Annotated in this window: 21 protein-coding genes and 1 riboswitch; of the genes, 5 read left to right on the forward strand and 16 right to left on the reverse strand. The window is 58.6% G+C overall.

The genetic code is table 11. The annotated features are described in order from the left end of the window. Nucleotides 1–29 precede the first annotated feature (29 nt). Together ABVT35_RS23975 and ABVT35_RS23980 are read right to left on the reverse strand one after the other, a co-directional pair. Nucleotides 30–1,196: a UxaA family hydrolase gene (locus ABVT35_RS23975; RefSeq protein WP_368469985.1), complete on the reverse strand. Its 1,167-nt coding sequence runs from the start codon at nucleotides 1,194–1,196 to the stop codon at nucleotides 30–32. A gap of 10 nt (nucleotides 1,197–1,206) precedes the next feature. Continuing rightward, nucleotides 1,207–1,494, reverse strand: a complete 288-nt coding sequence (locus ABVT35_RS23980; protein WP_368469986.1) for a UxaA family hydrolase — start codon at nucleotides 1,492–1,494, stop codon at nucleotides 1,207–1,209. Nucleotides 1,495–1,623: 129 nt separating this feature from the next. On the opposite strand from ABVT35_RS23980, the gene ABVT35_RS23985 reads away from it, so the two are divergent. Both ABVT35_RS23985 and ABVT35_RS23990 read left to right on the forward strand, forming a co-directional pair. Then, a complete protein-coding gene (locus tag ABVT35_RS23985; RefSeq protein WP_368469988.1) occupies nucleotides 1,624–2,358 on the forward strand; it encodes a GntR family transcriptional regulator in 735 nt (244 codons plus the stop codon). Nucleotides 2,359–2,398: 40 nt separating this feature from the next. Continuing rightward, the gene (locus ABVT35_RS23990; protein WP_368469989.1) at nucleotides 2,399–3,199 is read left to right on the forward strand and encodes a 4'-phosphopantetheinyl transferase superfamily protein; all 801 of its coding nucleotides are present in this window, start codon (nucleotides 2,399–2,401) and stop codon (nucleotides 3,197–3,199) included. Here the strand turns inward: ABVT35_RS23990 and ABVT35_RS23995 are convergent, their stop codons facing one another. Then, nucleotides 3,200–4,285, reverse strand: a complete 1,086-nt coding sequence (locus ABVT35_RS23995) for a Gfo/Idh/MocA family protein (RefSeq protein ID WP_368469990.1) — start codon at nucleotides 4,283–4,285, stop codon at nucleotides 3,200–3,202. 13 nt (nucleotides 4,286–4,298) lie between these two features. Continuing rightward, nucleotides 4,299–5,696: an L-fucose/L-arabinose isomerase family protein gene (locus ABVT35_RS24000; RefSeq protein WP_368469991.1), complete on the reverse strand. Its 1,398-nt coding sequence runs from the start codon at nucleotides 5,694–5,696 to the stop codon at nucleotides 4,299–4,301. 43 nt (nucleotides 5,697–5,739) lie between these two features. Here ABVT35_RS24000 and ABVT35_RS24005 point away from each other — a divergent pair, with 43 nt between their 5' ends. Further along, complete coding sequence (locus ABVT35_RS24005; protein ID WP_368469992.1) at nucleotides 5,740–6,327, forward strand: histidine phosphatase family protein; 588 nt, start codon at nucleotides 5,740–5,742, stop codon at nucleotides 6,325–6,327. Nucleotides 6,328–6,353: 26 nt separating this feature from the next. Here the strand turns inward: ABVT35_RS24005 and ABVT35_RS24010 are convergent, their stop codons facing one another. The 3 genes from ABVT35_RS24010 to ABVT35_RS24020 all read right to left on the reverse strand — a co-directional run bounded on the left by ABVT35_RS24010 (nucleotide 6,354) and on the right by ABVT35_RS24020 (nucleotide 9,754). Beyond that, the gene (locus ABVT35_RS24010; RefSeq protein WP_368469993.1) at nucleotides 6,354–7,400 is read right to left on the reverse strand and encodes a tagatose 1,6-diphosphate aldolase; all 1,047 of its coding nucleotides are present in this window, start codon (nucleotides 7,398–7,400) and stop codon (nucleotides 6,354–6,356) included. Next, nucleotides 7,400–8,296, reverse strand: a complete 897-nt coding sequence (locus tag ABVT35_RS24015; protein ID WP_368469995.1) for a PfkB family carbohydrate kinase — start codon at nucleotides 8,294–8,296, stop codon at nucleotides 7,400–7,402. The genes ABVT35_RS24010 and ABVT35_RS24015 overlap by 1 nt, the downstream gene beginning before the upstream one ends. Before the next feature lie 105 nt (nucleotides 8,297–8,401). Further along, a complete protein-coding gene (locus ABVT35_RS24020; protein ID WP_368469997.1) occupies nucleotides 8,402–9,754 on the reverse strand; it encodes a cytochrome-c peroxidase in 1,353 nt (450 codons plus the stop codon). A 78-nt stretch (nucleotides 9,755–9,832) separates the two neighbouring features. On the opposite strand from ABVT35_RS24020, the gene ABVT35_RS24025 reads away from it, so the two are divergent. Next, nucleotides 9,833–10,324 carry a tetratricopeptide repeat protein gene (locus ABVT35_RS24025; RefSeq protein ID WP_368469998.1) on the forward strand — a complete coding sequence of 164 codons (492 nt, stop codon included), beginning with the start codon at nucleotides 9,833–9,835 and terminating at the stop codon, nucleotides 10,322–10,324. Nucleotides 10,325–10,407: 83 nt separating this feature from the next. On the opposite strand, the gene dctP is transcribed toward ABVT35_RS24025, so the two are convergent. From dctP to ABVT35_RS24070, 9 genes are all read right to left on the reverse strand, one after another. Continuing rightward, nucleotides 10,408–11,442: a TRAP transporter substrate-binding protein DctP gene (dctP, locus tag ABVT35_RS24030; RefSeq protein ID WP_368470441.1), complete on the reverse strand. Its 1,035-nt coding sequence runs from the start codon at nucleotides 11,440–11,442 to the stop codon at nucleotides 10,408–10,410. 185 nt (nucleotides 11,443–11,627) lie between these two features. Continuing rightward, complete coding sequence (locus tag ABVT35_RS24035; protein WP_368469999.1) at nucleotides 11,628–12,917, reverse strand: TRAP transporter large permease; 1,290 nt, start codon at nucleotides 12,915–12,917, stop codon at nucleotides 11,628–11,630. 5 nt (nucleotides 12,918–12,922) lie between these two features. Continuing rightward, nucleotides 12,923–13,510 (reverse strand): TRAP transporter small permease, encoded by a 588-nt coding sequence (locus ABVT35_RS24040; RefSeq protein WP_368470001.1) that lies wholly within the window; start codon nucleotides 13,508–13,510, stop codon nucleotides 12,923–12,925. Between the two features lie 201 nt (nucleotides 13,511–13,711). Next, complete coding sequence (locus ABVT35_RS24045) at nucleotides 13,712–14,722, reverse strand: aldose epimerase family protein (protein ID WP_368470002.1); 1,011 nt, start codon at nucleotides 14,720–14,722, stop codon at nucleotides 13,712–13,714. A gap of 20 nt (nucleotides 14,723–14,742) precedes the next feature. Next, nucleotides 14,743–15,927, reverse strand: a complete 1,185-nt coding sequence (locus ABVT35_RS24050) for a VWA domain-containing protein (RefSeq protein WP_368470004.1) — start codon at nucleotides 15,925–15,927, stop codon at nucleotides 14,743–14,745. Between the two features lie 20 nt (nucleotides 15,928–15,947). Beyond that, entirely contained in the window at nucleotides 15,948–16,892 is a 945-nt protein-coding gene (metA, locus tag ABVT35_RS24055) for a homoserine O-succinyltransferase (RefSeq protein WP_368470005.1), read from the reverse strand. 44 nt (nucleotides 16,893–16,936) lie between these two features. Next, on the reverse strand, nucleotides 16,937–17,779 hold the full coding sequence (locus ABVT35_RS24060; protein WP_368470006.1) for an AAA family ATPase: 843 nt from the start codon (nucleotides 17,777–17,779) through the stop codon (nucleotides 16,937–16,939). Between the two features lie 134 nt (nucleotides 17,780–17,913). Beyond that, nucleotides 17,914–19,737 (reverse strand): ABC-F family ATP-binding cassette domain-containing protein, encoded by a 1,824-nt coding sequence (locus ABVT35_RS24065; protein WP_368470008.1) that lies wholly within the window; start codon nucleotides 19,735–19,737, stop codon nucleotides 17,914–17,916. A 2-nt stretch (nucleotides 19,738–19,739) separates the two neighbouring features. Next, complete coding sequence (locus tag ABVT35_RS24070) at nucleotides 19,740–20,393, reverse strand: thiamine diphosphokinase (RefSeq protein ID WP_368470009.1); 654 nt, start codon at nucleotides 20,391–20,393, stop codon at nucleotides 19,740–19,742. A gap of 64 nt (nucleotides 20,394–20,457) precedes the next feature. Further along, a riboswitch (TPP riboswitch) is annotated at nucleotides 20,458–20,566 on the forward strand. Between the two features lie 36 nt (nucleotides 20,567–20,602). On the opposite strand from ABVT35_RS24070, the gene thiB reads away from it, so the two are divergent. Continuing rightward, complete coding sequence (thiB, locus tag ABVT35_RS24075) at nucleotides 20,603–21,622, forward strand: thiamine ABC transporter substrate binding subunit (protein ID WP_368470011.1); 1,020 nt, start codon at nucleotides 20,603–20,605, stop codon at nucleotides 21,620–21,622. Nucleotides 21,623–21,635: the final 13 nt, after the last annotated feature.

Genomic DNA, 21,635 nt, shown 5'->3' on the forward strand with positions numbered 1-21,635 from the left:
CGTATGAAACCTGCAAATTGTCCCATAAGTCAGGCGCTTCGGTAAAGTTTGGTCATGACGAACTCGCGGTGACCGAGCGCCTCGGCGGCGGTATTGCGGCCATTGGCCGTGCGCACGATCATGTCGATCAGCGCGTCGCCGGCCTGGTTGATCGTCATATCCCGGCGCAGGATGCCTGAAACATCGACATCGATATGCTCGCCCATGGTGCGAACGGTCCGCGGATTACCCGATATCTTGACGACCGGAACGATCGGATTGCCGACAACATTGCCCTGGCCGGTCGGAAAAGTATGGATCACATATCCGGCCGCAGCCATCAGCGTGACACATTCGGCCGCTGCTGACGACGTATCCATGAAATAAAGGCCTTTGCCCTTTTTCGGTTCCTCGGCCGGTCCCAGCGCATCGATATAGGTTGACGTGCGGCCGATCTTTTCTAGATTTCCCAGCGCCTTTTCCTCGATGGTCGTCAAACCGCCCAGAATATTGCCCTTGGTCGGCTGGCTGTCGGAAAGGTCGGATGTCTTGTGCGCTTCGATGACATCGTCCTGATAGGACTTCCAGATTTTCATGAACTTGGCCGCCGCTTCCGGATTGGCGGCGCGCGCCTCGCACAGATGTTCCGCCCCGGTGATTTCCGAGGTCTCGCCGAAGCAGCCGTAAATGCCTTCCGGCAGCAGTTTATCGTACATATTGCCGACGGTCGGGCATGACGAAAGCCCGGTTGTCGTGTCGCTCTCGCCGCATTTTGTCGAAATCCAAAGATCCGATACATCGCATTCTTCGCGCTGCAGTTCAGTTGCCCAGTGCACATAGTCCTTGGCGACACGCGATGCGGCTGCAACGGTGGCGATATCGCCGCGCTGTTCGATCGAAAGACCGGTCACCGGCTTTCCGGTCTCGGCAATGCCGTCAACGACGATCTTCGTCCATTCCGGTTCGATGCCGATGACGACGACGGCCGCAACGTTCGGATTGGCGCCCGTTCCGATCATGGTGCGGAAATGCAGGTCGAGATCCTCGCCGAATTGCAGCCGCCCATAGGCATGCGGCAGCGCCATGGTTCCCTTTATATTGTTGGCGACCGCCTCGCAGGCGGCATTGGAAATATCGTCCAGCGGCAGGATGACAACGTGGTTGCGAACGCCGACCCGGCCGTTTTCACGCCGATACGCCATAATTTTCTGTGACATGATCGGTCTCCTACCAGCGCTTGGTCTTCAGATTGTGCACATGCACGTGCTCGCCCTTTTTGATGGGCGCAACCACCTTGCCGATATCCTCACCATATTTGACGACCGTGTCGCCGACGGCCAGATCCCTGAGGGCAACCTTGTGCCCGATCGGCACGTCATTGCCGCAGGTCAGCTCAAAATCGGAATCATCATGCGTTACGACACAGGTCATATTCGTACCGGCCGTCAGATTTTCCACAACAACGACACCAACATTGTCTTCATGGTCGTGAACCAGCAATTGCGGGATACTCAAGGCTGCCTCCAAAAATAACAGGATATTGGACCCTTCTGGCCCAAGTCTTATATATTATATAAGATACAACATACTGGCGTTGTCAACCAGATCACGCTAAACAGGAAAAAAAGACAGATGGACTAGGTTTTGCAGGACACAGACACCAATATCGGCTTCAAACCGCTCTATGCTCAGGTCAAGGACCAGCTCATTCGCCGCCTTGTCGACGGTACGTGGCAGCCGGGCATGAACATCCCGAGCGAGCAGGAGCTGGCAAGACAGCTCAGCGTCAGCCAGGGAACGGTGCGCAAGGCGCTGGATGCCATGACGGCGGAAAATCTGCTGGTTCGCCGGCAGGGACGCGGCACCTTCGTCGCGGAGCCCGAAGATTCTCGTATTTTGTTCCAGTTTTTCCGGCTGACTTCCGACGAAAGCTCCGATGAGGACACCTTTCCCGATTCAAGGCTGTTGTGCTGGTCGCAGGAGCCGGCAACGGCGCAGGAGGCAGGATTTCTCGAGATTGAATCCGATGCGCCCGTATGGCGTATCGAACGCGTCCGCCAGATGGTCGGCAAATCGGTCATTGCCGAGACGATCACCATTCCGACCGCCAAATATCCGGGCTTCGAGGATCTGACGGAAATCCCGAACAATATCTACCAGCTCTATTCCAGCCGTTGGGGAATAACCATCGCCAAGGCCGATGAGCAGCTCAAGGCGGTCCTGTGTGATGAGCGCGATTCTGCGGCATTGGGCTGCGGCGTTGGCGAACCGCTATTGCTGATCACCCGCATCGCCCGCGATCTTGAGGGAAAACCGGTTGAACTGCGTTGTTCCCGTTGCCTGACGGCAAATATGCATTATGCAGTCAACCTGCCCTGACAGGCCATAGCCGCGCTTCCTCCGGGAGACTAGAACAATCGTGCCGCAACAAACACTGTCCGCCTCGCCGAACAGGATCGACATCTGGACCGCCCGGCCCGACGACGTGGCGGACACCGCGCTGCTGAGTGGATATCGCCGCCTTCTGTCGCCGGACGAAGAAACGAGAATGCAGCGCCTGGTGCGCGATACCGATCGCCACCGCTTTTTGATCACCCGGGCACTGACGCGCACGGTCCTCGGCCGGTATCTGTCAATGGATGGCGCGGAACTGACCTTCGGCAAAAACCGGTATGGACGGCCGTTCCTGAAGAACGGCGGTGACGGGTCCGAAGCTCTGTCATTCAATATCACACACACCCATGATTGCGTCGTGATGGGCGTTACGCAACAGCGGACCCTTGGTATCGACATCGAGAGCACCGGCCGCAAGGCGGCGGCACTTGGCGTTGCCAACCGGTTTTTCTCCGATCTCGAATGCGCCGCACTCAACGCCCTGCCGGCTTCACGGCAACACGACCGGTTCTTTGCCTATTGGACGCTGAAGGAATCATACATCAAGGCCCGCGGCATGGGTCTGTCGATCCCGCTTGGCAAGTTCAGCTTCGACTTTACCGGCACGGACCAGTTCAGCCTGGCGGTCGACAAATCGCTCTCGGATGACGCGACGCGCTGGCGGTTCTGGCAGATAGGCGTTGAAAAGGATTTCCTTATTGCCGTATGCGCCAGCGCCTTGAACGATACGCTGCCCGAGCTGCGCCTGCGCCGGATCGTTCCGCTCGCCAGCGAAGATCCGCTGGAATTCAGGCCGGTCGCATCGTCCCACGGCTGGCCCCGGTGATCACAGCATGATCGGCAGGCCTGTCCGCGCCGATTCCTCCGCCGCCGCGCCGATTTCGACCGCCTTTGCACCGTCCGTCATCGTCACTTCCGGCTCGCCGCCCTCGCGGATCAGCCGCAGGAACTTCTCATGCTGGTAGTAGGTGGAGCCGTGATGGTCTCCGGCCGACAAAATCGCCTCATCGATCATGATGTCTTCAATGATCGGTGCCTTGCTCTCGCGCGGTGAGATGACAACCTGCGACGCCCGCTCCTTGCCACCCGGTGCAAAACGCGCAGGTCCTGGAACAAAGGCATCGATGCGTGCCTTGTCGCCAGCGACGCTGACGCTCTCCTGCCAATAGGCGCCTTCCGCAAACATGCACAGATCAAGCATGCCGCGCATGCCGTTTTCAAAATCGACAATCACAAAAGCATTGTCGAGCATGTCGGCTGCACGTCCGTCGACTTTTTCATCACGGAAATTCACATCCATGCCGCCCGAAGCGTAGATGCGGGTCGCTTCCGCCCCCGCTACAAGTCGCATTAGGTCGAAAAAGTGGCAGCACTTTTCGATCAGCGTTCCACCGGTCTGGTCCTGGAATCGGTTCCAATTGTCGACCTTGCTGAGAAACGGGAAACGATGCTCGCGAATGGCGATCATTTTCGGTGCGCCCGCGGTTCCAGCCCGCAATTCCGCAAGCATGCGGGCGATCGGCGGCATGTACCGGTATTCCATTGCCACCCAGACCGGCGCCCTGCGCGGTGCGGCCTGCCGGATGATCGCTTCACATTGCGGCCCGCTGATGCCAAGCGGCTTTTCGACCAGCAGCGGCATTTCCAGCGGCAGGACATCATTGAGGATCGGCTGGTGCAGATGGTTCGGTGCCGCAATGACGATAGCATCGCACAGGTCTGCATCGAGCAGCGCCCCGTGATGGTCAAATGCGGCGCAGCCCGGCCCCGCCAGCGCCGCTGCGCTGTCGCGCATTTGCGTATTCGGATCGGCGACGGCACTGACCTCGGTGCCGTCGATCAGGGCAAGGTTGCGAATATGCTCTTGTCCCATCATGCCTGAACCAATGATGCCATAGCGAATGTTAGTCATAGGTGTGCAACTCTCAAAGACGAATGACGGGAATATCAAGTGCCGCCGCGGCGGCGAGCAGCGGCTCGGTATGTTCGCCATAGGCAAGGGCCATATGGTGTTCGAGCCCGCTATTCATGATGTCGGGCAGGACGTCACCAGTATGCCGGTCGAACCGCACGACGCCGGAGGTGCCGGTAAACGCCATAGGGCGCTTCAGCATTTCGCCGGACGCGATGATCATTTTCTGCCGGCCGCGGGCCTGGCTCAACCGCATGAATGTGACCGGCCCGGGTTTGAGCGGAAACTGATAGAGCAGCGGCATTTTTCGGTTGGTGTGAATGGTTGCTTCTGCAACGGCATCGGGATCAGCCATGGAAATCGGTGCTTGCCCGCAGTGCCACACAACGCCGGAATTGTCGGCAGCATCCATATCGACCAGATCAACCAGAAAGACAGGTGCATCAGCAACGGCCTGCAGCAAAAGCTGCGTCGCAGCACCGTAGACATCGGCCTCGCAGGCACACGGCACATGCGCCTCGCCCATCATTGAAACCGGGCCGCAGACCGCACCGCCATATTCGGTGAATGTTTCCGGCCAGCAGCGCACGGCAAATGCGTCGTAACCGCCACGTTCTCGGATGATTTCCATTGCCGCTTTCAGCCGCAGCGAACGGTCGAGCTGTTGCTGGTCGACCGCCTCAAGCCCGGCGAGATCCCGTTCCGCGGCGGCCCTTATGTGATCAACTTTTATTTCGGGCACTGTCAGGGCCTTGTCGAACAGGTCCTGAAGCGCCAGCTCGTCCACCTCGATACCCGCCAGCGCGTGAAGCCGCGACTTATCGTAGCGGCAGGTGTCGAACCCGTCCGGATGGGCTCCAAGCCGTCCTATCTTGAGGCCGTTTAACTGGGCGGCGATTTCAAGACCTGTCTGACTGTCCGCGGGTGACGGCTCGCCCTCCATCGGTGCGACCTTCCGGCCACCCGACAACAGCGCCTCCAGTTCCGCACCCACACCGGCGCCTTGCGGATCGGCATAAATCCAGGAAAACTCCCGTCCGTTGAGCCCCAGGGCATGAGAGGCAAGATTGAGGCCGCAAAACGCATTCAGGCGAAGCCGCCCACCGTCTCGCGGCTCCGGTACGGCCCAAAGGCAAAGTGGCTGATCAAAACGACCGGCAATACGCATTGTCGCAGCGGCATCCGTAAAGGTAACCTGCAAAATCAGCACGATATCGGGAGCCGCCGTTTTGATCTGTTCAATCGCATCGTCTGTTTCTGCACCGTTCATCAACAGCTTGCCGGGGCCAAGCAGTGTCTTGCCCGTAGCCGCCAGAGCGTTCAACATGGCGCTGAGTTTTTCTTCGGCAAAGGCGACATCGAATGTCGGCCGACCGAGCGGCAGAACGCCTAGGGTCTGTACCTCTTTCATTTGCCGATTAAACTCCTAGATAATTTTGTATCGGAGCCGCTGTATGAAACGACGTCCCTTCGCCTTTGTAGCAATCGTGCTGATGATTTTTTCATTCGGCGCATCCAAGGCTGGTTCAACAGAGGCTGCATGGGCTCGGCTGGCGACAGGCGGCTATACAATCCTTCTGACGCACGCGCTGGCTCCAGGCACCGGCGATCCGCCCTTTTTCGAGCTGGACGACTGCACGACCCAGCGCAATCTTTCCGATCGCGGCCGTCAGCAGGCCCGGCGGCGCGGGGTACGGTTCGCCGCCCGTGCGGTTTCCATATCGCGTGTCTATTCCAGCCAATGGTGCCGCACGCTCGAAACAGCGACCAATGCTTTTCGAGATGATCCTGAACCGCTGGAGGCACTTAATCTCGTCGAGGACGATTCCGAGGCCCTTGCCGCCCAATCCGAAGAGATCAAGAAGATCATTCGCGAGTTTCGCGGTCCGGGAAACCAGGTGATGGTCACCCATCCCGAAAATGTTGAGGCGCTGACGGGCATCATGCCGCGGGAGGGCGAGGCCATTATCGTTGCCCCGTCCCGCGACGGCGACCCCGGCAATCCAGGGCTCGATGTGGTTGCCCGTCTGCTGCTGGATTAGAACTCCCGACATTTCGGCTCGACCGGTCACAGTCCGAAATCTCTGTATATGTGCCGGAACGAAGCATCGGCCGGCGAAAACTGAGCGCCGCCTTCTGTAAAGGCGTCGTGGGCGTGCCAGGGCAGCGCTTCGCCGTCGGTCAGTTCATTGAGATTGTTCATATAGTCAACTGACTCATTTGCGAGGCCGACCCGCATCCGGTCCCAGTCCGGAAAATGCGAAAAGGCGTCCAGCCAGATTGCACGCCCCGCAAGATAGCCCGATGCGCCGGCGCGGTAGGCATGGGTGAGGATATTGCGGAATTGCGGCTTGCCTGCACCTGCCGACAGCATGACCCACGGGCGCCCGGCCAGGCGGCCCATTTCGTCAAACGCGGACTGCGCTTCTTCCCAGCCTTCATTGCCGACGCCCGGAACGTCAGCCGCATTGAGAGGGCTCTCTAGCTTGAAGACATCAACGCCGTAGTCCGGCTTCGCAAACTCCTCGACCGAGGCCAGCACATCGTCCGCCTTCTTGCCCTTCAGCTCGACATAGTCCTTGGTCTGATGCGCATCGCTTGCAAGCGGATAGACCAGCAACTCAAACAGAAAGGGAATGTCGTAGAGGGCGCATGCCTCGCCGATCCGCTTTACGAAATCCTTTTGATGCGTGTTGACCGCCTCTGACGCATCCGGCCGGTACCAGGCAAGCACCTTGACCGCATCGCTGCCCATGCGCTTGATCTTGGCCACCGACCAATCGTCGATCTCGCTGGAAAGCCGCCCGCCGTCTGTTTCCTGAAACAGCGAATCTTCCAGCGTGACGATCAGTCCCTTTGTCGGCGATAGATTTCCTATACCGCGCGGGACGGCAAAATGTGGGTCGAGCAGCATTGCCGAAGACTGATCCTGCAAAACCTCCGTCAGCAGCGCCTTGAAGCGGGCAACGTCATCATAGGGCGCCTCCTCGACACCGTAATGGGCCGCAATGGGGTTCTTGATCGGCGGACGCTGATCGACCGCCGTCATCTTGAAGCGCCCAGCATCATCCGCCATGCGGCGCATGCCCCAGAGTTTACCGGCTGAAAGTTGCATTATCCGTTCTCCATGAGAAATGTCGTGACATCGCTATCGGTCGGCGCGCCGGACCGGCCGCCGAACTGCCGGCATTTGAGGGCGGATGCGGCGCTGGCGAACCGGATCGCCTCACTTTCGCTATCACCCCTTGCCAGAGCTAGGGCGAAAGCACCGTGCCACACGTCGCCCGCCCCGAGAGTGTCCACCACTTTGACCTCGAATGCCGGCATGTGCCGCATGGTGCCGTTGTCGAGCCAGCGCACACCATCGCCGCCTTCGGTGACACAGACCCAGGCGCCGGTTTCCTCTGCTGCCTGCCTGAGTGCTGCTTCGACGTCGTTGATGTCGTTGAAATCGAGCAGGCCAGGACGCGAAAAAGCGATATGTGTCGCATCCATAAGCGCCGCCTGGGCTTCGCGCACCGGCGCCTCCCCGTCGATGACGCCGGGTACGCCGCGTTTCAGCGCCGCCCGCATCGCCACCCGGGCGCCGTCCGGCCAGCGGGTATCGGCCAGCGCCGCGTCAAATGCCGGCAGTTCCTGCAGTTCGAGCCAGCCGCCGCCAAAATCGATATCCATGTCGCGGAAATTGACAATGCTGCGCTCACCGTCAGGATCGACAATGACGGAGGAATAAGAAGAACGGCGCTCTTCAAAACGTTTGACGAGATTACTGTCGACACCCTCTTTTTCGAGGTCGGAAATGATCATGTCGCCAATTACATCGTCACCAAGCCGCGCGGCCAGCATGGCCTTCCCGCCGAGCCGGGCAACAGCAACGGCGGCATTCGCGGCACATCCCCCGCCAACGATTGCCGCGTCCCGCGCCCGGTGCTTTTCCGAGCGGGATGGTGCTTCATCGAGCTGGAATATGAAATCGACGACGGCGGAGCCGACGGCAAGAACTGTGGTCATGACGGCGCAGACGGGCCTCCTTTGTGGAGCAACTTATCAAGTCTTATATAATATACAAGACTTGATTTTTCTATTCCCGCTTCCCGGCCCATCGGCGTGAAAAGCTCAATCGACAGGCAACCCGCTGGGCACCGATTGCGGTCTGCCCAACCGACCCCTGATGCTCTTTTCGCCCGTTAGCGTGTTCAAGAATGCGACAAGCTGCTGCACCTCCTGATCGTTGAGGTCAACCGGCCTGATATCCACTGCATTGCGGACGCGCATGCGCTCGCGCCGGTCTTCCAGCGCCGCAAAATCAACATCTGCCAGCCCTTCATGGACGGGCAGCGCAACGTGGTCCCGGCTCCAGCGGTCAAAAGCTGCCTGCGGCTCCAGATGGTGGCGGATCATCTCCTCAAGGCTGGCATAGGCGCCATTGTGACCATAGGGTCCGGTCAGCGCGCTGTTGCGCAGGGACGGCGTGCGGAACCGGTAGGCATCTTCGAGCCTGTCGGTTTCGCCCATGCGGCCGACATCGCGCACGATGAGGTCGAAGGTCCGGGTGCGCCCGGGACCGAATTGCGGCAGAGCCAGCGCATGAAATTCCTGATCCGAAAACAGCGGCCCGCTGTGGCAGGCGGCGCATCCGCCTTTGCCGTAGAACACGGTCATGCCGACCCGCTCTTTCGCGTTGAGAGCCTGGCTGTCGCCATTCAGATAGCGGTCAAAGGGGCTGTCGAACGAGCGCCATTCGGAAATGACGAAATCACCGATCGCATTGGCGATATGCACAATTGATATGTCCACCGGTTTGTCGATATCCGGATAGGCTTCCAAAAACAGGGTTCCGTAGCCGGATATGTTGCGTACCCGCTCGGCCAGCAACGGCCACACATAGTCGATCCGGTTGTTGCGCGCTCCTGCTATTTCGTTTTCCTCCGGCCGACCCGCCATTTCCGTTTCCGAAGTCATGGGAAACAGCGCCTGCGCTGCAACGATGTTATTAAGGCCCCTGGGCAGATATTCCTCAGCCGGCGAATTGAACCCATTGCCAAATATGTTGTCGACGCTGAGCCGGCCGTCATGGAAGAGATGCCGGATGTCCTTGTGCCCCAGATTGAACAGCGCCGGGGCATTGCGCGGCACGCGCCGGTCGATGCGCTCACTGCCGCTGCCGACCGTTCGTTTACGGCCAATGCCCCTTCCACCCTCGCCAACACCGAGCGGTAAAGCATCGGCACTTGCAAGATCGTGGTGATGACAGGTGCCGCACGAAATATTGCGGTTTCCCGACAGAACCGGATCGTAGAAAAGCAGCCGGCCGAGCGCCGCCCGCTTTTCATCAAATGGCAGGAAATCCGCTTCACTGAGGGTTGGCGGCAAGACGTGTGTTGTATCGTCGTCGCCGGCGTGGACAGGGCCCGCGCTAAAGACCAGCGCCAGCGCCAGAGAAGCGGCGGCAAGACGATTATTCCGCAAACAGCGCTTGCCCGCCGGCAGTCCGTTGCTATTGTCTGTGGGCACGATCAACGGCAAATCAGGGGAGCAGAAACTATTATGAGCCACCTCAAACTGCGCATTGCGGCCCTGGCCATGGCAACCGTTCTCCCCGCCGCTGCGGCGTTGGCCGACATCGAAACGGCGCGTGATCTTATGGAGACGAACCGCTTTGAAGAAGCGATGCAGGAACTGCTGCCCGCTGCCCGTTCCGGCAATGCCGATGCGGAGGAACTCATCGGTGTGATGTATGCGATGGGGCTCGGCGTTCCGCGCGACGATGTGCGTGCCTTCGAGTGGTATCTGCGTTCCGCGATGAAAGGGCATCCAGGCGCCCAGTCCGGTATCGGCTGGTACTACGAGGTCGGACGCGGCATGCCCGAACCGGATCTTGTCCGCGCCTATCTGTGGTACGTGCTTTCCGCTATCGGCGGCGACCCCGATGCCGCGATCAGCCTTGAGGAGGTGGTCAAGAAAATGACACCGCAACAGATCGAACACGCGCAGATCCTCATCAATGACTACAAACCCTGGATGTACCCGTTCCGCTGACGAATGCAAAAGGCCGCACAATGTGAGCGGCCTCGTTGCTCGTCGGTCAAATCCGGGCATGGCCCAAAATTGATCGGGTCCGCCTATTTGACATCCATCGCGGCGTTGCCGTCGATTTTCGCTTCGGCGCCGGCAGCAGCGTCGGTCAGGGCCGTGAATGCGGCCTCACCGTTGTTGATGTTGGCTTTGAACCAGTCGTAAACCGGCGCTGCGGCTTCCTTGAACGCGGCCTTTTCTTCCGGAGTCGGTACGTAAAGATCGCCGCCCTCAGCGACAAATTCCGAATAGGCCTGGATCGACTTGCGCTTCGGCGACGCGAAGGTTGCCTGCTGCAGCGCTGCAAAACCGTCCACCACGACGCGCCGCATATCTTCCGGCATCGACAAGAACTGCTCGTTGCTCATCCACCACAACGCGCCCATGTAGGCATGCCCGTCAAGGGTAACGTATTTCAGGCCGGCATCCGGGAACTTCATGCCCATGATGTCGGTGATGCCGTTTTTCGAACCTTCCACGACCCCGGTCTGGAACGAGGTGAAGAGTTCCGGCCACGGGATCGGCGTCGGAGATGCGCCAAGAGCCTTTACCAGCTCCTGCGGCAGGTCGGCAACGACGGTTCGAATTTTCAGGCCTTCCATGTCACCAGGGCCCTGAACGCGCCGCTTGGTGTTGGCAAAGTTGCGCCAGCCGCCGGTGTTGCCGATTGTCATCAGACGGATGGTGTCGCCGGAATCGGCCAGTGCCAGATCACGGAGTGTACGGGTAAATGTGCCTTCGCTCAGCACTTCTTCCGCAATTCGGTCGTCCCGCAGCAGATAGGGAAGGTCGAGCACCTGCACATAAGGAAAGATCCCGGAAGCACCGCCGGATGTAGAAATGTAAATGTCGATAGTCCCGTCAGAAATGCCCTGCAGGCATTCCGCACCGTTTGAGCAAAGCTGCGTTCCGATGAACAGCTCAACTTCGATGGCGCCGTTGGAGGCCTTTTCGACATAGTCCTTGAAAACGATCAGACCGTCATAGTCTTCGTCATTCTCGTTCGAGTTGGCGGTTGCGCGCAGTTTGTAATCTGCTGCTTGTGCTTCGGTTCCGCCGATGATGGCGGACGTGGTCGTCATCGTCAGCCCGAGCGCCAATGCACCCAAGATGTTAGCAGTCTTTTTCGCGATCATTTCATTCCTCCCGAATTCAATCGCCGACAAGTCTTATATAAGATATAAGATTAAAGACTGAACGACGCTTGTCAAGCACACGGCAATTGTCCACTGCCATGTTTCACTTATTGGAACTGTCCCGGATTATTCTATTTGATAAATCCGAAGAACTCCGGCACTGCCATGGAAATCGGCGGGAAATAGGTGATGAGGAAGATCACCAGAATTTCCACCGCAAGGAAAGGCAGGATCGTCTTGGCGATTGTCTCCACCTTAACGCCCGAGACGCTGGAGGCCACGAACAACACCAGTCCCATGGGCGGCGTGGCCAGACCGACGGTCAGATTGACGCTCATGATGATGGCGAAATGCACGGAATGGACGCCAAGATCCGTGAAGATCGGCGCCAGGATCGGTCCGAGGATGATGATCGCCGGTCCGGCATCCAGGAACATGCCCACAATGAACAAAAGCACGTTGATGAGAAACAGCAGCAGATACGGATTTTCCGTCAGGCTCAGGATGAAGCCGGCCAGGATTTCCGGTGCGTGGCTGAGGCTGACCACCGTCTTGAACGCCATTGCCGCACCGACCAGCAGCAGCACGACCGACGTCGTCAGCGACGCCTTGATCAGCACGTTGGGCAGATCGGACCAGACCATCGTCCGCAGAATGAACATCGAGACAATGAAAGCGTAGACGGCGGCGACGGCGGCGGCTTCGGTCGGCGTGAAGACACCGGCAAGGATGCCCCCAAGAATGATCACCGGCGTCATCAGCGGGAAAAACGCCCGGAGAAACGACTGTCCGCGTTCGCGATAATTGGCGCGCGGCGCGGCCGCAGGAAAATCATTGGACTTTGCCATATAGGCGGTCATCAGCATAAGACCGACACCGACCAGGACGCCGGGCACAATGCCGGCAAGGAACAACGCAGCCACGGATTCGCCCATAACATAGGCATAAATGATCATGATGCCGGACGGCGGTATGATCGGCCCGATCACCGATGAGGCCGCAGTGATCGCCGCCGCGAACCTGCGCGTATAGCCGTTTTTCTCCATCGCTGGAATGAGCATCGAACCGAGCGCCGACGTATCGGCGACGGCCGAACCCGACAGGCCCGCAAACAGCATTGACGACAGGATGTTGACGTGTGCGAGCCCGCCGCGCAGGTGACCCATCAGCGACTGGCTGAACTCGACGATCCGCAGCGTGATGCCGCCCCGGTTCATCAACTCGCCGGCCAGCATGAAGAACGGAATGGCCATCAGCGGGAACGAATTCATGCCGTTGTAGACATTCTTGTAAAGCAGCGCGAAGTCGCGCGGCTGGTCAGCCAGCCAGAGCAGGATGCCTGGTGCCGCAAGCAGGGCGAAGAAAACCGGCAATCCGACCATCAGGAAAACGAGAAACAGCGGAAGAAAGAAAAACAGCATTGGGCTTACTCCGCTGTAATGACCAGGTGATCCTGGTCTGCCGGCACTTCACGGGTGGGATCGATGATCCCGGCGAGTGTTTTCAGGCACAGCTCGATGTTCACCAGCAGCAGCAGGATGACCCCCACGAACACTGACATGTACATCCACGCCTGCTTGACGCGGACAAGTCCCAATCCCATGGAACTAAGATCGAGCTTCAGCGTTTGCGAAGCGAACAGCCATCCGGAATTGACGTGGTTGTAGCCGAGTTGCACTGCCACCACGAGAACAAACAGGCTGACCAGCAACAGGACCAGCGCCAGCACGCTGCCGAGGCGCTTTGGCAGCAGATCATGAACGATGTCGATGGAGACGAAACCGCCCCAGCGATAGGCGCTCGGCGCGATCAGTCCGGTCATCCACAGCATCAGGAAGCGCGCGGCCTCTTCTGACCAGGACAACGCGTCATTGAGCAGATAGCGGAAAACGACCTGAAGCACGATGATCAGGACCATCAGCCCCATTGCCACCCAGGCAATGTTCCGGCCGATACGCAAGAGCACCGTGTTGAGCCAGGCCAGCGGTTTTATGATGGCGATAATGGCGTCCATAATCCTCCCCCGCAGACGAACGGATCGGCAGCCGCAACAGTGACACATCCTCCAATGCGCGCCAGGACGACCGAGTCTTATATATTATATAATAATGATCCTTACTCGGCCTCCATTGTCAAGCCAAGCTGCACCTCACCCACGTGGATAGCCGGCAAAGCAAATTAGTCAAATAATTGATTTACACCCAATAATTACGAACTAGCTACGGGAAAAAATGTAGTCCGTTTCCTGACGAAGCTGTTCCCCGGGACGCAATACGGCGCTTGGAAACCGATCGTGATTTGGAGAATCGGGCCAAATCTGGCTCTCAAGACAGAGCCCGGCATGGGCGCCGTAGCACCAACCGTTCAGTCCCTCGACGGGTATTGCTATCTTGGAACCGCCATAGAACTGGAGTCCCGGCTCACCGGTCCATATTTCCATTGCCACACCCGAATTGAGGCTCCGCACCAGAGCCACGGCTCTTTTTGCCATTCGCGCATCCGACAGGCAGAAATTGTGGTCATAGACAAACTGCCCGTCGGCATCCTCATGCCTGATGGGACTCATCTCGCGGAAGTCAAGCGGTGTACCCGCGACAGGCATCACTTCTCCCGTCGGGATGAGGCTTCCATCCACCGGCAGGTAGTGGTCCGCCGCAATCATCAGTTCGTGGTCGAGTATTGTTTCACCGCCATCCAGATTGAAATAGCTGTGATGGGTTATATTGCAGAGCGTCGGACGGTCGGTTTCGGCCTCGTGGATGATCGAAAGAACACCGCCGGACTTCAATTGATAGGTGCAGGCAATCCGGCAGGTGCCCGGATAACCCATATGGCCGTCGGGGTCTGTAATTTCGAAGCGCACGAAATCGTCGCCAAGATCAGCGATTGTCCAGACCCGCTTGCCAATTCCCTGCGATCCGCCATGCAGATGGTGCACGCCGTTCTGGTTCCGGTCGAGCTGATAGTCCTCGCCGTCCAGCCGGAAGCGCCCGTTTGCAATCCGGTTGGCATAGCGCCCGGCTGTGGCGCCGAAATAGGGCGAATAGGCCGGGTAGCTGTCGAATTCGGAAAAGCCGAGAACAAGCGACGGACTATGACCCTCGAGGTGAAGGTCCTGAAGGGTTGCGCCCCAGCTCATAAGGCGAGCCGTCAGTCCGCCTCCGTGAATTTCCACGCGCTCGATGTCTGTCCCGTCCGCAGTATTTCCAAAAATCTCGCGTTGCATTTATCCCCGCACCTGTCCCGCTAGCGGGACAGTTCGCGCGTTGCCGATTCCAGCCCGGCGAGCGTCAGTGGATACATATGGTCGGAAAACAGTTCTTTGATCAGACCGATGGAATGGGTGTAGCCCCAGTGTTTCTCCAGAGTCGGGTTGATCCAGACAACCTTTGAAAAATGATCGAGAACCCGGCGCAGCCACACCTCGCCCGCCTCCTCGTTCCAGTGTTCGACCGCACCGCCCGGATAGACAATTTCGTAGGGGCTCATCGCCGCATCGCCGACGAAGATGACACGGTAATCCGACCCATAGGTGCGCAGCACGTTATAGGTCGGCAGCACCTCCGAGTGCCGGCGCCGATTGTCCTTCCACACGCCCTCATAGAGGCAATTGTGGAAGTAGAAATATTCCATGTGCTTGAACTCGGAACGCGCCGCCGAAAACAGCTCCTCGACCACCTTGATGTGTCCGTCCATCGATCCGCCGACGTCGAAGAACATCAACAGCTTGATGGCGTTGTGGCGCTCTGGTCGCGTCTGCACATCCAGATAGCCGTGTTCGGCCGTCGAACGGATGGTGCCGGAAAGATCGAATTCCTCTTCGGCGCCAGCTCTGATCCAGCGCCGCAGCCTCTTGAGCGCAACCTTGATATTGCGCGTTCCAAGTTCGACCGAATCGTCAAAATTCCTGAAATCGCGCTTGTCCCAGACCTTGACCGCCCGCTTGTGCCGGCTTTCGCTCTGGCCGATGCGGATGCCTTCGGGATTGTAGCCATAGGCCCCAAAAGGCGAGGTTCCGGCTGTGCCGATCCACTTGCTGCCGCCCTGATGCCTGTCCTTTTGCTCCTCGAGACGTTGCTTCAGTGTTTCCATCAGCTTTTCAAAACCGCCGAGGCTTTCAATCAGCGCTTTTTCCTCTTCACTGAGGTGCTTTTCGGCAAGCCTGCGCAGCCATTCCTCGGGCAGTTCGACCGCCTCCGGGCCGCCCTCTCCGGAAACCGCCTCAACCCCGCGGAAGACATGGGAAAAGATCCTGTCGAAACGGTCGATGAAGCGCTCGTCCTTGATCAGCGCGGAGCGCGCCAGATAGTAGAACCCTTCCACGTCGTAGTTGACAATGCGCGCATCCATGCCGTCGAGAAGCGTCAGATATTCTCGCAGCGAAACCGGTATCTTCGCCGCCTTCAGCTCCAGAAAGAAGGGTATGAACATGCGCGTTTCCCTTTCTGGCCCTAATCCCCGCCCCGGTTCATTGTACGGTCGTCGCCGATCTTGCTCATGTCATAGGGCGTCGTCTGATAGAGCGTATTGATCCAGTTGCCGAACAGAAGATGGGCGTGACTGCGCCAGCGGTTCTGCGGTTCTGCTTCCGGATTGTCTTCCGGAAAGTAATTGTGCGGAATCTCGATCGGTTTTCCTTGGGCGACATCGCGATGATACTCTTCCGCCAGCGAAAATGAATCATATTCAATATGATTGAATATGTACAAGCGGTTACAATAGGCCTCGTGCACCAGGCACACACCCGTTTCATCCGACTTCATCAGCACTTCAAGCCCGGTCGCCGGATCGATGTCGCTGTCGCGCACCTCCGTCCAGCGCGAGACCGGAATCTGGAAATCGTCGGAAAACCCGTTGAGGTAGGGCGAGGCCGGGTTGAGGTTGTTGTGCCTATAGACCCCGAATGCCTTCTTATCCAGCGCGTATTTGGGCACCCCGTGAAAGTGGTTGATGGCAGCCATCGCGCCCCAGCATACATTCATGCTGGAGTGGACATTGGTCACTGTCCAGTCGAGAATCTGCTGCATTTCGTTCCAGTAGGCAACCTCCTCGAAATCGAGCAATTCGATGGGCGCGCCGGTGATGATGAAACCGTCGAACTTGCGGTGCCTGACTTCCTCCCACGTCTTGTAGAAGGCGAGCAGATGGTCTTCGGGCGTGTTCTTGGCCTTGTGCTGGCCGATGCGCACAAGCGTCAGTTCCACCTGAAGCGGCGATGCGCCGACAAGCCGCGCCATCTGCACCTCGGTGCGGATCTTGTTCGGCATCAGGTTCAAGAGGCCGATCTGCAACGGGCGGATATCCTGCCGGATCGCGGCAGTCTCCGTCATGACCGTCACGCCTTCCTGTTCAAGCGTTTTACGCGCAGGCAGCTGGTCTGGAATCTTGATGGGCATGGAACTGTCAGTCTGATTTCATGGAAAACGAAATACGTCTTGTACTAGGCGCCGTCGCGCCGCGCCATGAATGCCAGCCGCTCGAACAGGTGTACATCCTGTTCATTTTTCAGCAGCGCGCCATGCAGCTTAGGAAGCGCATTCTTGGCGCTGCCGCGCAGATCCGCAGGCTCCACATCGTCTGATACCAGAAGCCGGATCCAGTCGAGCGCTTCCGAGGTCGACGGTTTCTTCTTTAAGCCAGGAACATCGCGGATTTCATAGAACTGCGTCAGCGCGGCGCTTACCAGCTCCTGTTTGATGCCCGGATAATGCACGTCGACGATCCGCTGCAGTGTCGGCGCATCGGGGAATTTGATGTAATGGAAGAAACACCGCCGCAGGAATGCGTCCGGCAGTTCTTTTTCATTGTTGGACGTTATGATGACGACCGGCCGCTGCACGGCATTGATCGTTTCACCGGTCTCGTAGACAAAGAACTCCATCTTGTCGAGTTCCTGCAAAAGGTCGTTCGGAAACTCGATATCGGCCTTGTCGATCTCGTCGATCAGAAGCACGACCTTCTTGTCCGCGCGGAATGCATCCCACAGTTTGCCGCGCTTGATGTAGTTGCGCACGTCATTGACGCGGTCGTCGCCAAGCTGGCTGTCGCGAAGGCGTGAGACGGCGTCATATTCGTACAGCCCCTGCTGGGCCTTTGTCGTTGATTTGATATGCCATTCGATGAGTTCGAGACCCAGCGCCGAGGCCACCTGCTTGGCAAGTTCGGTCTTTCCTGTGCCGGGTTCGCCCTTGACCAGAAGGGGTCGCTCCAGCGTGATCGCGGCGTTGACCGCAACCTTCAGATCTTTTTCCGCAATATAGGCGCTTGTGCCTTCAAACCGCATAATCGTCATCTCTCACATATTTTTGCCGGGACAGTAGAGCGTGTCTTGCATAAATGGAAGCTTTTGATGGTAAAGGCTTCGAAACAGGACGCCGCTTAAGTTCATCCGCGCAAACAACTTGCGGGTAAATTGCTTCAGGACGCGCCGTTTTCAAGCGTCTCGCGCAGCATTTCCAGCTCCAGCCATTCTTCTTCCATTGCAGAGAGCTTTTCACGCAACGCGGACAATTCGTCAGCCAGACGGTTAAAACCTTCCACATCGCGGGTAAAGAGATCCGGATCCGCCATCTTTTCCTCGAGTTCGGAAGCACGGGCTTCCGCCTCGCTGATCTTTTCCGGCAAAGTTTCAAGGGCGAATTTCTGTTTATAGGAAAGCTTGTTTTTCTTGTCCGCTGGTTTTGAAACCCTGTTGTCCGATCCGGTCTTTTCCCGTTTTGGCTTTGCCAAAACCGGCTGCACCTTCCCGCGCTGCGCCAGCATGTCCGAATACCCGCCCGCATAAACCAGCCAGCGTCCATCCGGCGATTGCGGGTTTGCAGGCGCGATAATCGAAGTCACCGTACGGTCGAGAAAATCGCGGTCATGGCTGACGAGAATGACTGTGCCGGCAAAGCCTGCGACGATTTCCTGCAACAGGTCGAGCGTCTCCATGTCGAGGTCGTTGGTCGGCTCATCGAGAATGATCAGATTGGCCGGTTTTGCGAGGTTGCGCGCCAGGATCAGCCGCGCCCTTTCGCCACCCGACAATTCTCGAATGGGGGTGCGGGCCTGCTCCGGCTGGAACAGGAAATCCTTCATATAACCGGTGACGTGACGCTGCTCGCCATCGACGAGCAGGTTGCTGCCGCGCCCGTCGGTCAGAAAATGCTCAAGCGTCTCGTCGGGATTGAGCGCATCGCGTTTCTGGTCAAGCACTGTGGCTTCCAGGTTGGCCCCGAGGCGCACGGTTCCGGCGTCCGGAGCCAGCTGGCCCGTCAGCATTTTGAGCAGCGTGGTCTTGCCGGCCCCGTTGGGTCCGACAAGCCCGATACGGTCGCCGCGATGCACCTTGATTGAAAAATCCGTAACGATGCTGCGCCCGGAAAAGGACTTGGCAATTGCCTCGGCCTCGATCACAAGCTTACCGGAATCGCGGGCGCGGGATGCGGTCGCTTCGATCGTGCCTGTCGGGCCGCGATGGCTGCGGTGCCTGGCGCGCATTTCGTGCAGTTCCGAAAGACGCCGGACATTGCGCTTGCGGCGCGCGGTCACGCCGTAGCGCAGCCAGTGCTCTTCACGCAAGATGGCGCGGCCGAGCTTGTGCTGATCGCGCTCTTCTTCCTCAAGGGTCTTGTCGCGCCAGGCTTCGAAAGCGCCGAATCCCTTTTCGAGCCGGCGGGTTGCGCCGCGATCGAGCCAGACGGTCGAGCGCGACACGTTTTCCAGAAAACGGCGGTCATGGGAGATAACGACCAGGGCGCTGCGCGTGCGCTGCAGCTCGCCTTCCAGCCATTCAATTGTCGGCAGGTCCAGGTGGTTGGTCGGCTCATCCAAAAGCAGAATGTCGGGTTCGGGCGCCATCACGCGCACCAGCGCCGCCCGCCGTGCTTCACCGCCTGAAAGGCGCTCCGGCACCTCATCGCCGCAAAGGCCGAGATGCTCGAGCAGATAGCTCACCCGATGCGGATCATCGCCCGGGCCAAGCCCCGCCTCCGCGTAGGAACGCACCGTCTCATGGCCGGCAAAATCCGGCGCCTGTTCCAGATATCGAATTGTCGTCGACGGATGCCTGAATACCTCGCCGGACTGCGCCTCGACCATTCCCGCGGCGATTTTCATGAGCGTCGATTTGCCTGAGCCATTGCGGCCGACAAGGCAGATGCGTTCGCCCGCCTCAATCTGCAGATTGGCACCGGCGAGCAGCGGCGTGCCGCCGAACGTCAGATGGATATCGTCGAGTTTAAGGATCGGTGGCGCCATTGTTACCTGCCGGAAAGATCGAACGGGCGCGCCACCAACAGCGCGGTTCCGGAGTCAATTGTGATTGTGACCGGGCCTTCCGCAACGTTCGAAATTGTCCGGGAGGAACCAAACGGCAGGTCGTATTGCTTGAGTGGATACCGCGCACCCTCAATATTCAGCCCTGACACATCGTCGAAATTCAGGATCGAGAACATCGACGATGGCGGCAGGTCGATGATCTGCGCGCCGCGACCGAGCGGCCAGCCTTCCTCAAGGCCCGATGTCAACAGCGCACCGACGCCGCGCCCAAGAAGTGCGCAGGCAAGGGTCATATGGAAAAACGCATGGTCGCTGCGTTCGCCTCCGAGCGCACCGGCCAGAATAATTCTCTCCGCTCCAAGGGCCAGTGCCTCTTCGACGGCAATCTCCCCGTCCGTCAGGTTCTTGGCGGCGGGGAACGGTTTTCGCTGCGTCCCTGACCAGCGCTGCTGGAGCTCTTCAGGCGAAGAATCGAAATCGCCAACCCACATTTCCGGCTTCAGCGACAGACCATGTGCATGAAACATGCCGCCATCGGCGGCAATCACCCGCGCCCCGGCGATTTGCTGCCGCAGCCGGGCGGTTTTTTCCAGATTCCCGCCGAGCAGGATCAAAAATGTCGTCTTACTCTTCATTGTCCGAAGCACATAGCAGCTTTTCCCGCACTTGCCAGCGCTGGCAAGGCCGATTATGACGGTTCCTGCTCTAACGGGGTGCCAGCCGCAGATGCGGTTTGCTGAGAGGCTCACGCCAACCCGAGGAACCTGATCCGGCTTGCACCGGCGGAGGGATTAGACGCAACAAAGCGCCTTTTTCCCGGATAACACTATCAAAGGAGGCGCTTATGCCCGTCAAACCACACCGTTTCACAACCGCTTTTGCTGCGGTCCTTGCCGGCGCGTCGCTCGCCACCGGCGCAATCGCTGGCGATCGCGAGTTAACCGTCTACACTTACGAAAGCTTCGTTTCGGACTGGGGCCCGGGCCCGGTCGTAAAAAAAGCCTTCGAAGCGGAGTGCGATTGCACCCTCAACTGGGTTGGCATTGCCGATGGCGTTGCGCTTTTGAACCGTCTGAAGCTCGAGGGCGACAACACAAAGGCCGACATTGTTCTCGGCCTGGACACAAATCTCGTGACCGAGGCAAAGAAAACCGGCCTGTTCGAGCCAAGCGGCATTGACCAGTCAAACGTGAATGTGCCGGGAAACTGGTCGGACGACATCTTCATTCCCTATGATTTCGGCTATTTTGCTGTCGTTTACGACACCGACGCGCTCGATACGCCCCCGGCCAGCCTGAAGGAACTCGTCGAAGGCAACCCCGATGAGAAAATCGCCATCCAGGATCCGCGCACGTCGACGCCCGGTCTTGGCCTGCTATTGTGGGTCAAATCCGTTTACGGCGACGAAGCACCTGAGGCCTGGGAGAAACTGAAAGACCGCGTCCTGACGGTCACGCCCGGCTGGTCGGAAGCCTATGGCCTTTTCACCAAGGGCGAAGTTCCGATGGTGCTGTCCTATACCACCTCGCCCGCCTACCACATGATTGCCGAGGAGACCGACCGCTACCAGGCCGCAAGCTTCGATGAAGGCCACTATATGCAGATCGAAGTCGCCGGCCTCGTCAAATCGTCCGACGACAAGGAACTCGCCGGGAAATTCCTTGAATTCATGACCGGACCATCGTTCCAGAACGCCATTCCGACAACCAACTGGATGTTCCCCGCCGGCAAACTGTCCGAGCCGCTTCCGGCAGCCTTCGGCGACCTGGTGAAACCCAAAAAGACGCTGCTTTATTCGGCTGATGAAGTATCCGAAAACCGCAAGGCCTGGGTCGACGAATGGCTTGCGGTCATGAGTGACTGACCAATGCTGGGCA

The organism is Hoeflea sp. TYP-13, assembly GCF_040932035.1.
Lineage (GTDB): Bacteria > Pseudomonadota > Alphaproteobacteria > Rhizobiales > Rhizobiaceae > Hoeflea_A.

Bases quoted from the DNA above. Each gene is read 5' to 3' on its own strand.
- ABVT35_RS24045 (WP_368470002.1), bottom strand. From the start codon at position 14,722: ATGCAACGCGAGATTTTTGGAAATACTGCGGACGGGACAGACATCGAG.
- ABVT35_RS23975 (WP_368469985.1), bottom strand. From the start codon at position 1,196: ATGTCACAGAAAATTATGGCGTATCGGCGTGAAAACGGCCGGGTCGGC.
- ABVT35_RS24025 (WP_368469998.1), top strand. From the start codon at position 9,833: ATGAGCCACCTCAAACTGCGCATTGCGGCCCTGGCCATGGCAACCGTT.
- ABVT35_RS23995 (WP_368469990.1), bottom strand. From the start codon at position 4,285: ATGACTAACATTCGCTATGGCATCATTGGTTCAGGCATGATGGGACAA.
- ABVT35_RS24010 (WP_368469993.1), bottom strand. From the start codon at position 7,400: ATGCAACTTTCAGCCGGTAAACTCTGGGGCATGCGCCGCATGGCGGAT.
- ABVT35_RS24060 (WP_368470006.1), bottom strand. From the start codon at position 17,779: ATGCGGTTTGAAGGCACAAGCGCCTATATTGCGGAAAAAGATCTGAAG.
- ABVT35_RS24015 (WP_368469995.1), bottom strand. From the start codon at position 8,296: ATGACCACAGTTCTTGCCGTCGGCTCCGCCGTCGTCGATTTCATATTC.
- ABVT35_RS24005 (WP_368469992.1), top strand. From the start codon at position 5,740: ATGAAACGACGTCCCTTCGCCTTTGTAGCAATCGTGCTGATGATTTTT.
- dctP (WP_368470441.1), bottom strand. From the start codon at position 11,442: ATGACGACCACGTCCGCCATCATCGGCGGAACCGAAGCACAAGCAGCA.
- ABVT35_RS24040 (WP_368470001.1), bottom strand. From the start codon at position 13,510: ATGGACGCCATTATCGCCATCATAAAACCGCTGGCCTGGCTCAACACG.
- ABVT35_RS24070 (WP_368470009.1), bottom strand. From the start codon at position 20,393: ATGAAGAGTAAGACGACATTTTTGATCCTGCTCGGCGGGAATCTGGAA.
- thiB (WP_368470011.1), top strand. From the start codon at position 20,603: ATGCCCGTCAAACCACACCGTTTCACAACCGCTTTTGCTGCGGTCCTT.
- ABVT35_RS24000 (WP_368469991.1), bottom strand. From the start codon at position 5,696: ATGAAAGAGGTACAGACCCTAGGCGTTCTGCCGCTCGGTCGGCCGACA.
- metA (WP_368470005.1), bottom strand. From the start codon at position 16,892: ATGCCCATCAAGATTCCAGACCAGCTGCCTGCGCGTAAAACGCTTGAA.
- ABVT35_RS24065 (WP_368470008.1), bottom strand. From the start codon at position 19,737: ATGGCGCCACCGATCCTTAAACTCGACGATATCCATCTGACGTTCGGC.
- ABVT35_RS24035 (WP_368469999.1), bottom strand. From the start codon at position 12,917: ATGCTGTTTTTCTTTCTTCCGCTGTTTCTCGTTTTCCTGATGGTCGGA.
- ABVT35_RS24050 (WP_368470004.1), bottom strand. From the start codon at position 15,927: ATGTTCATACCCTTCTTTCTGGAGCTGAAGGCGGCGAAGATACCGGTT.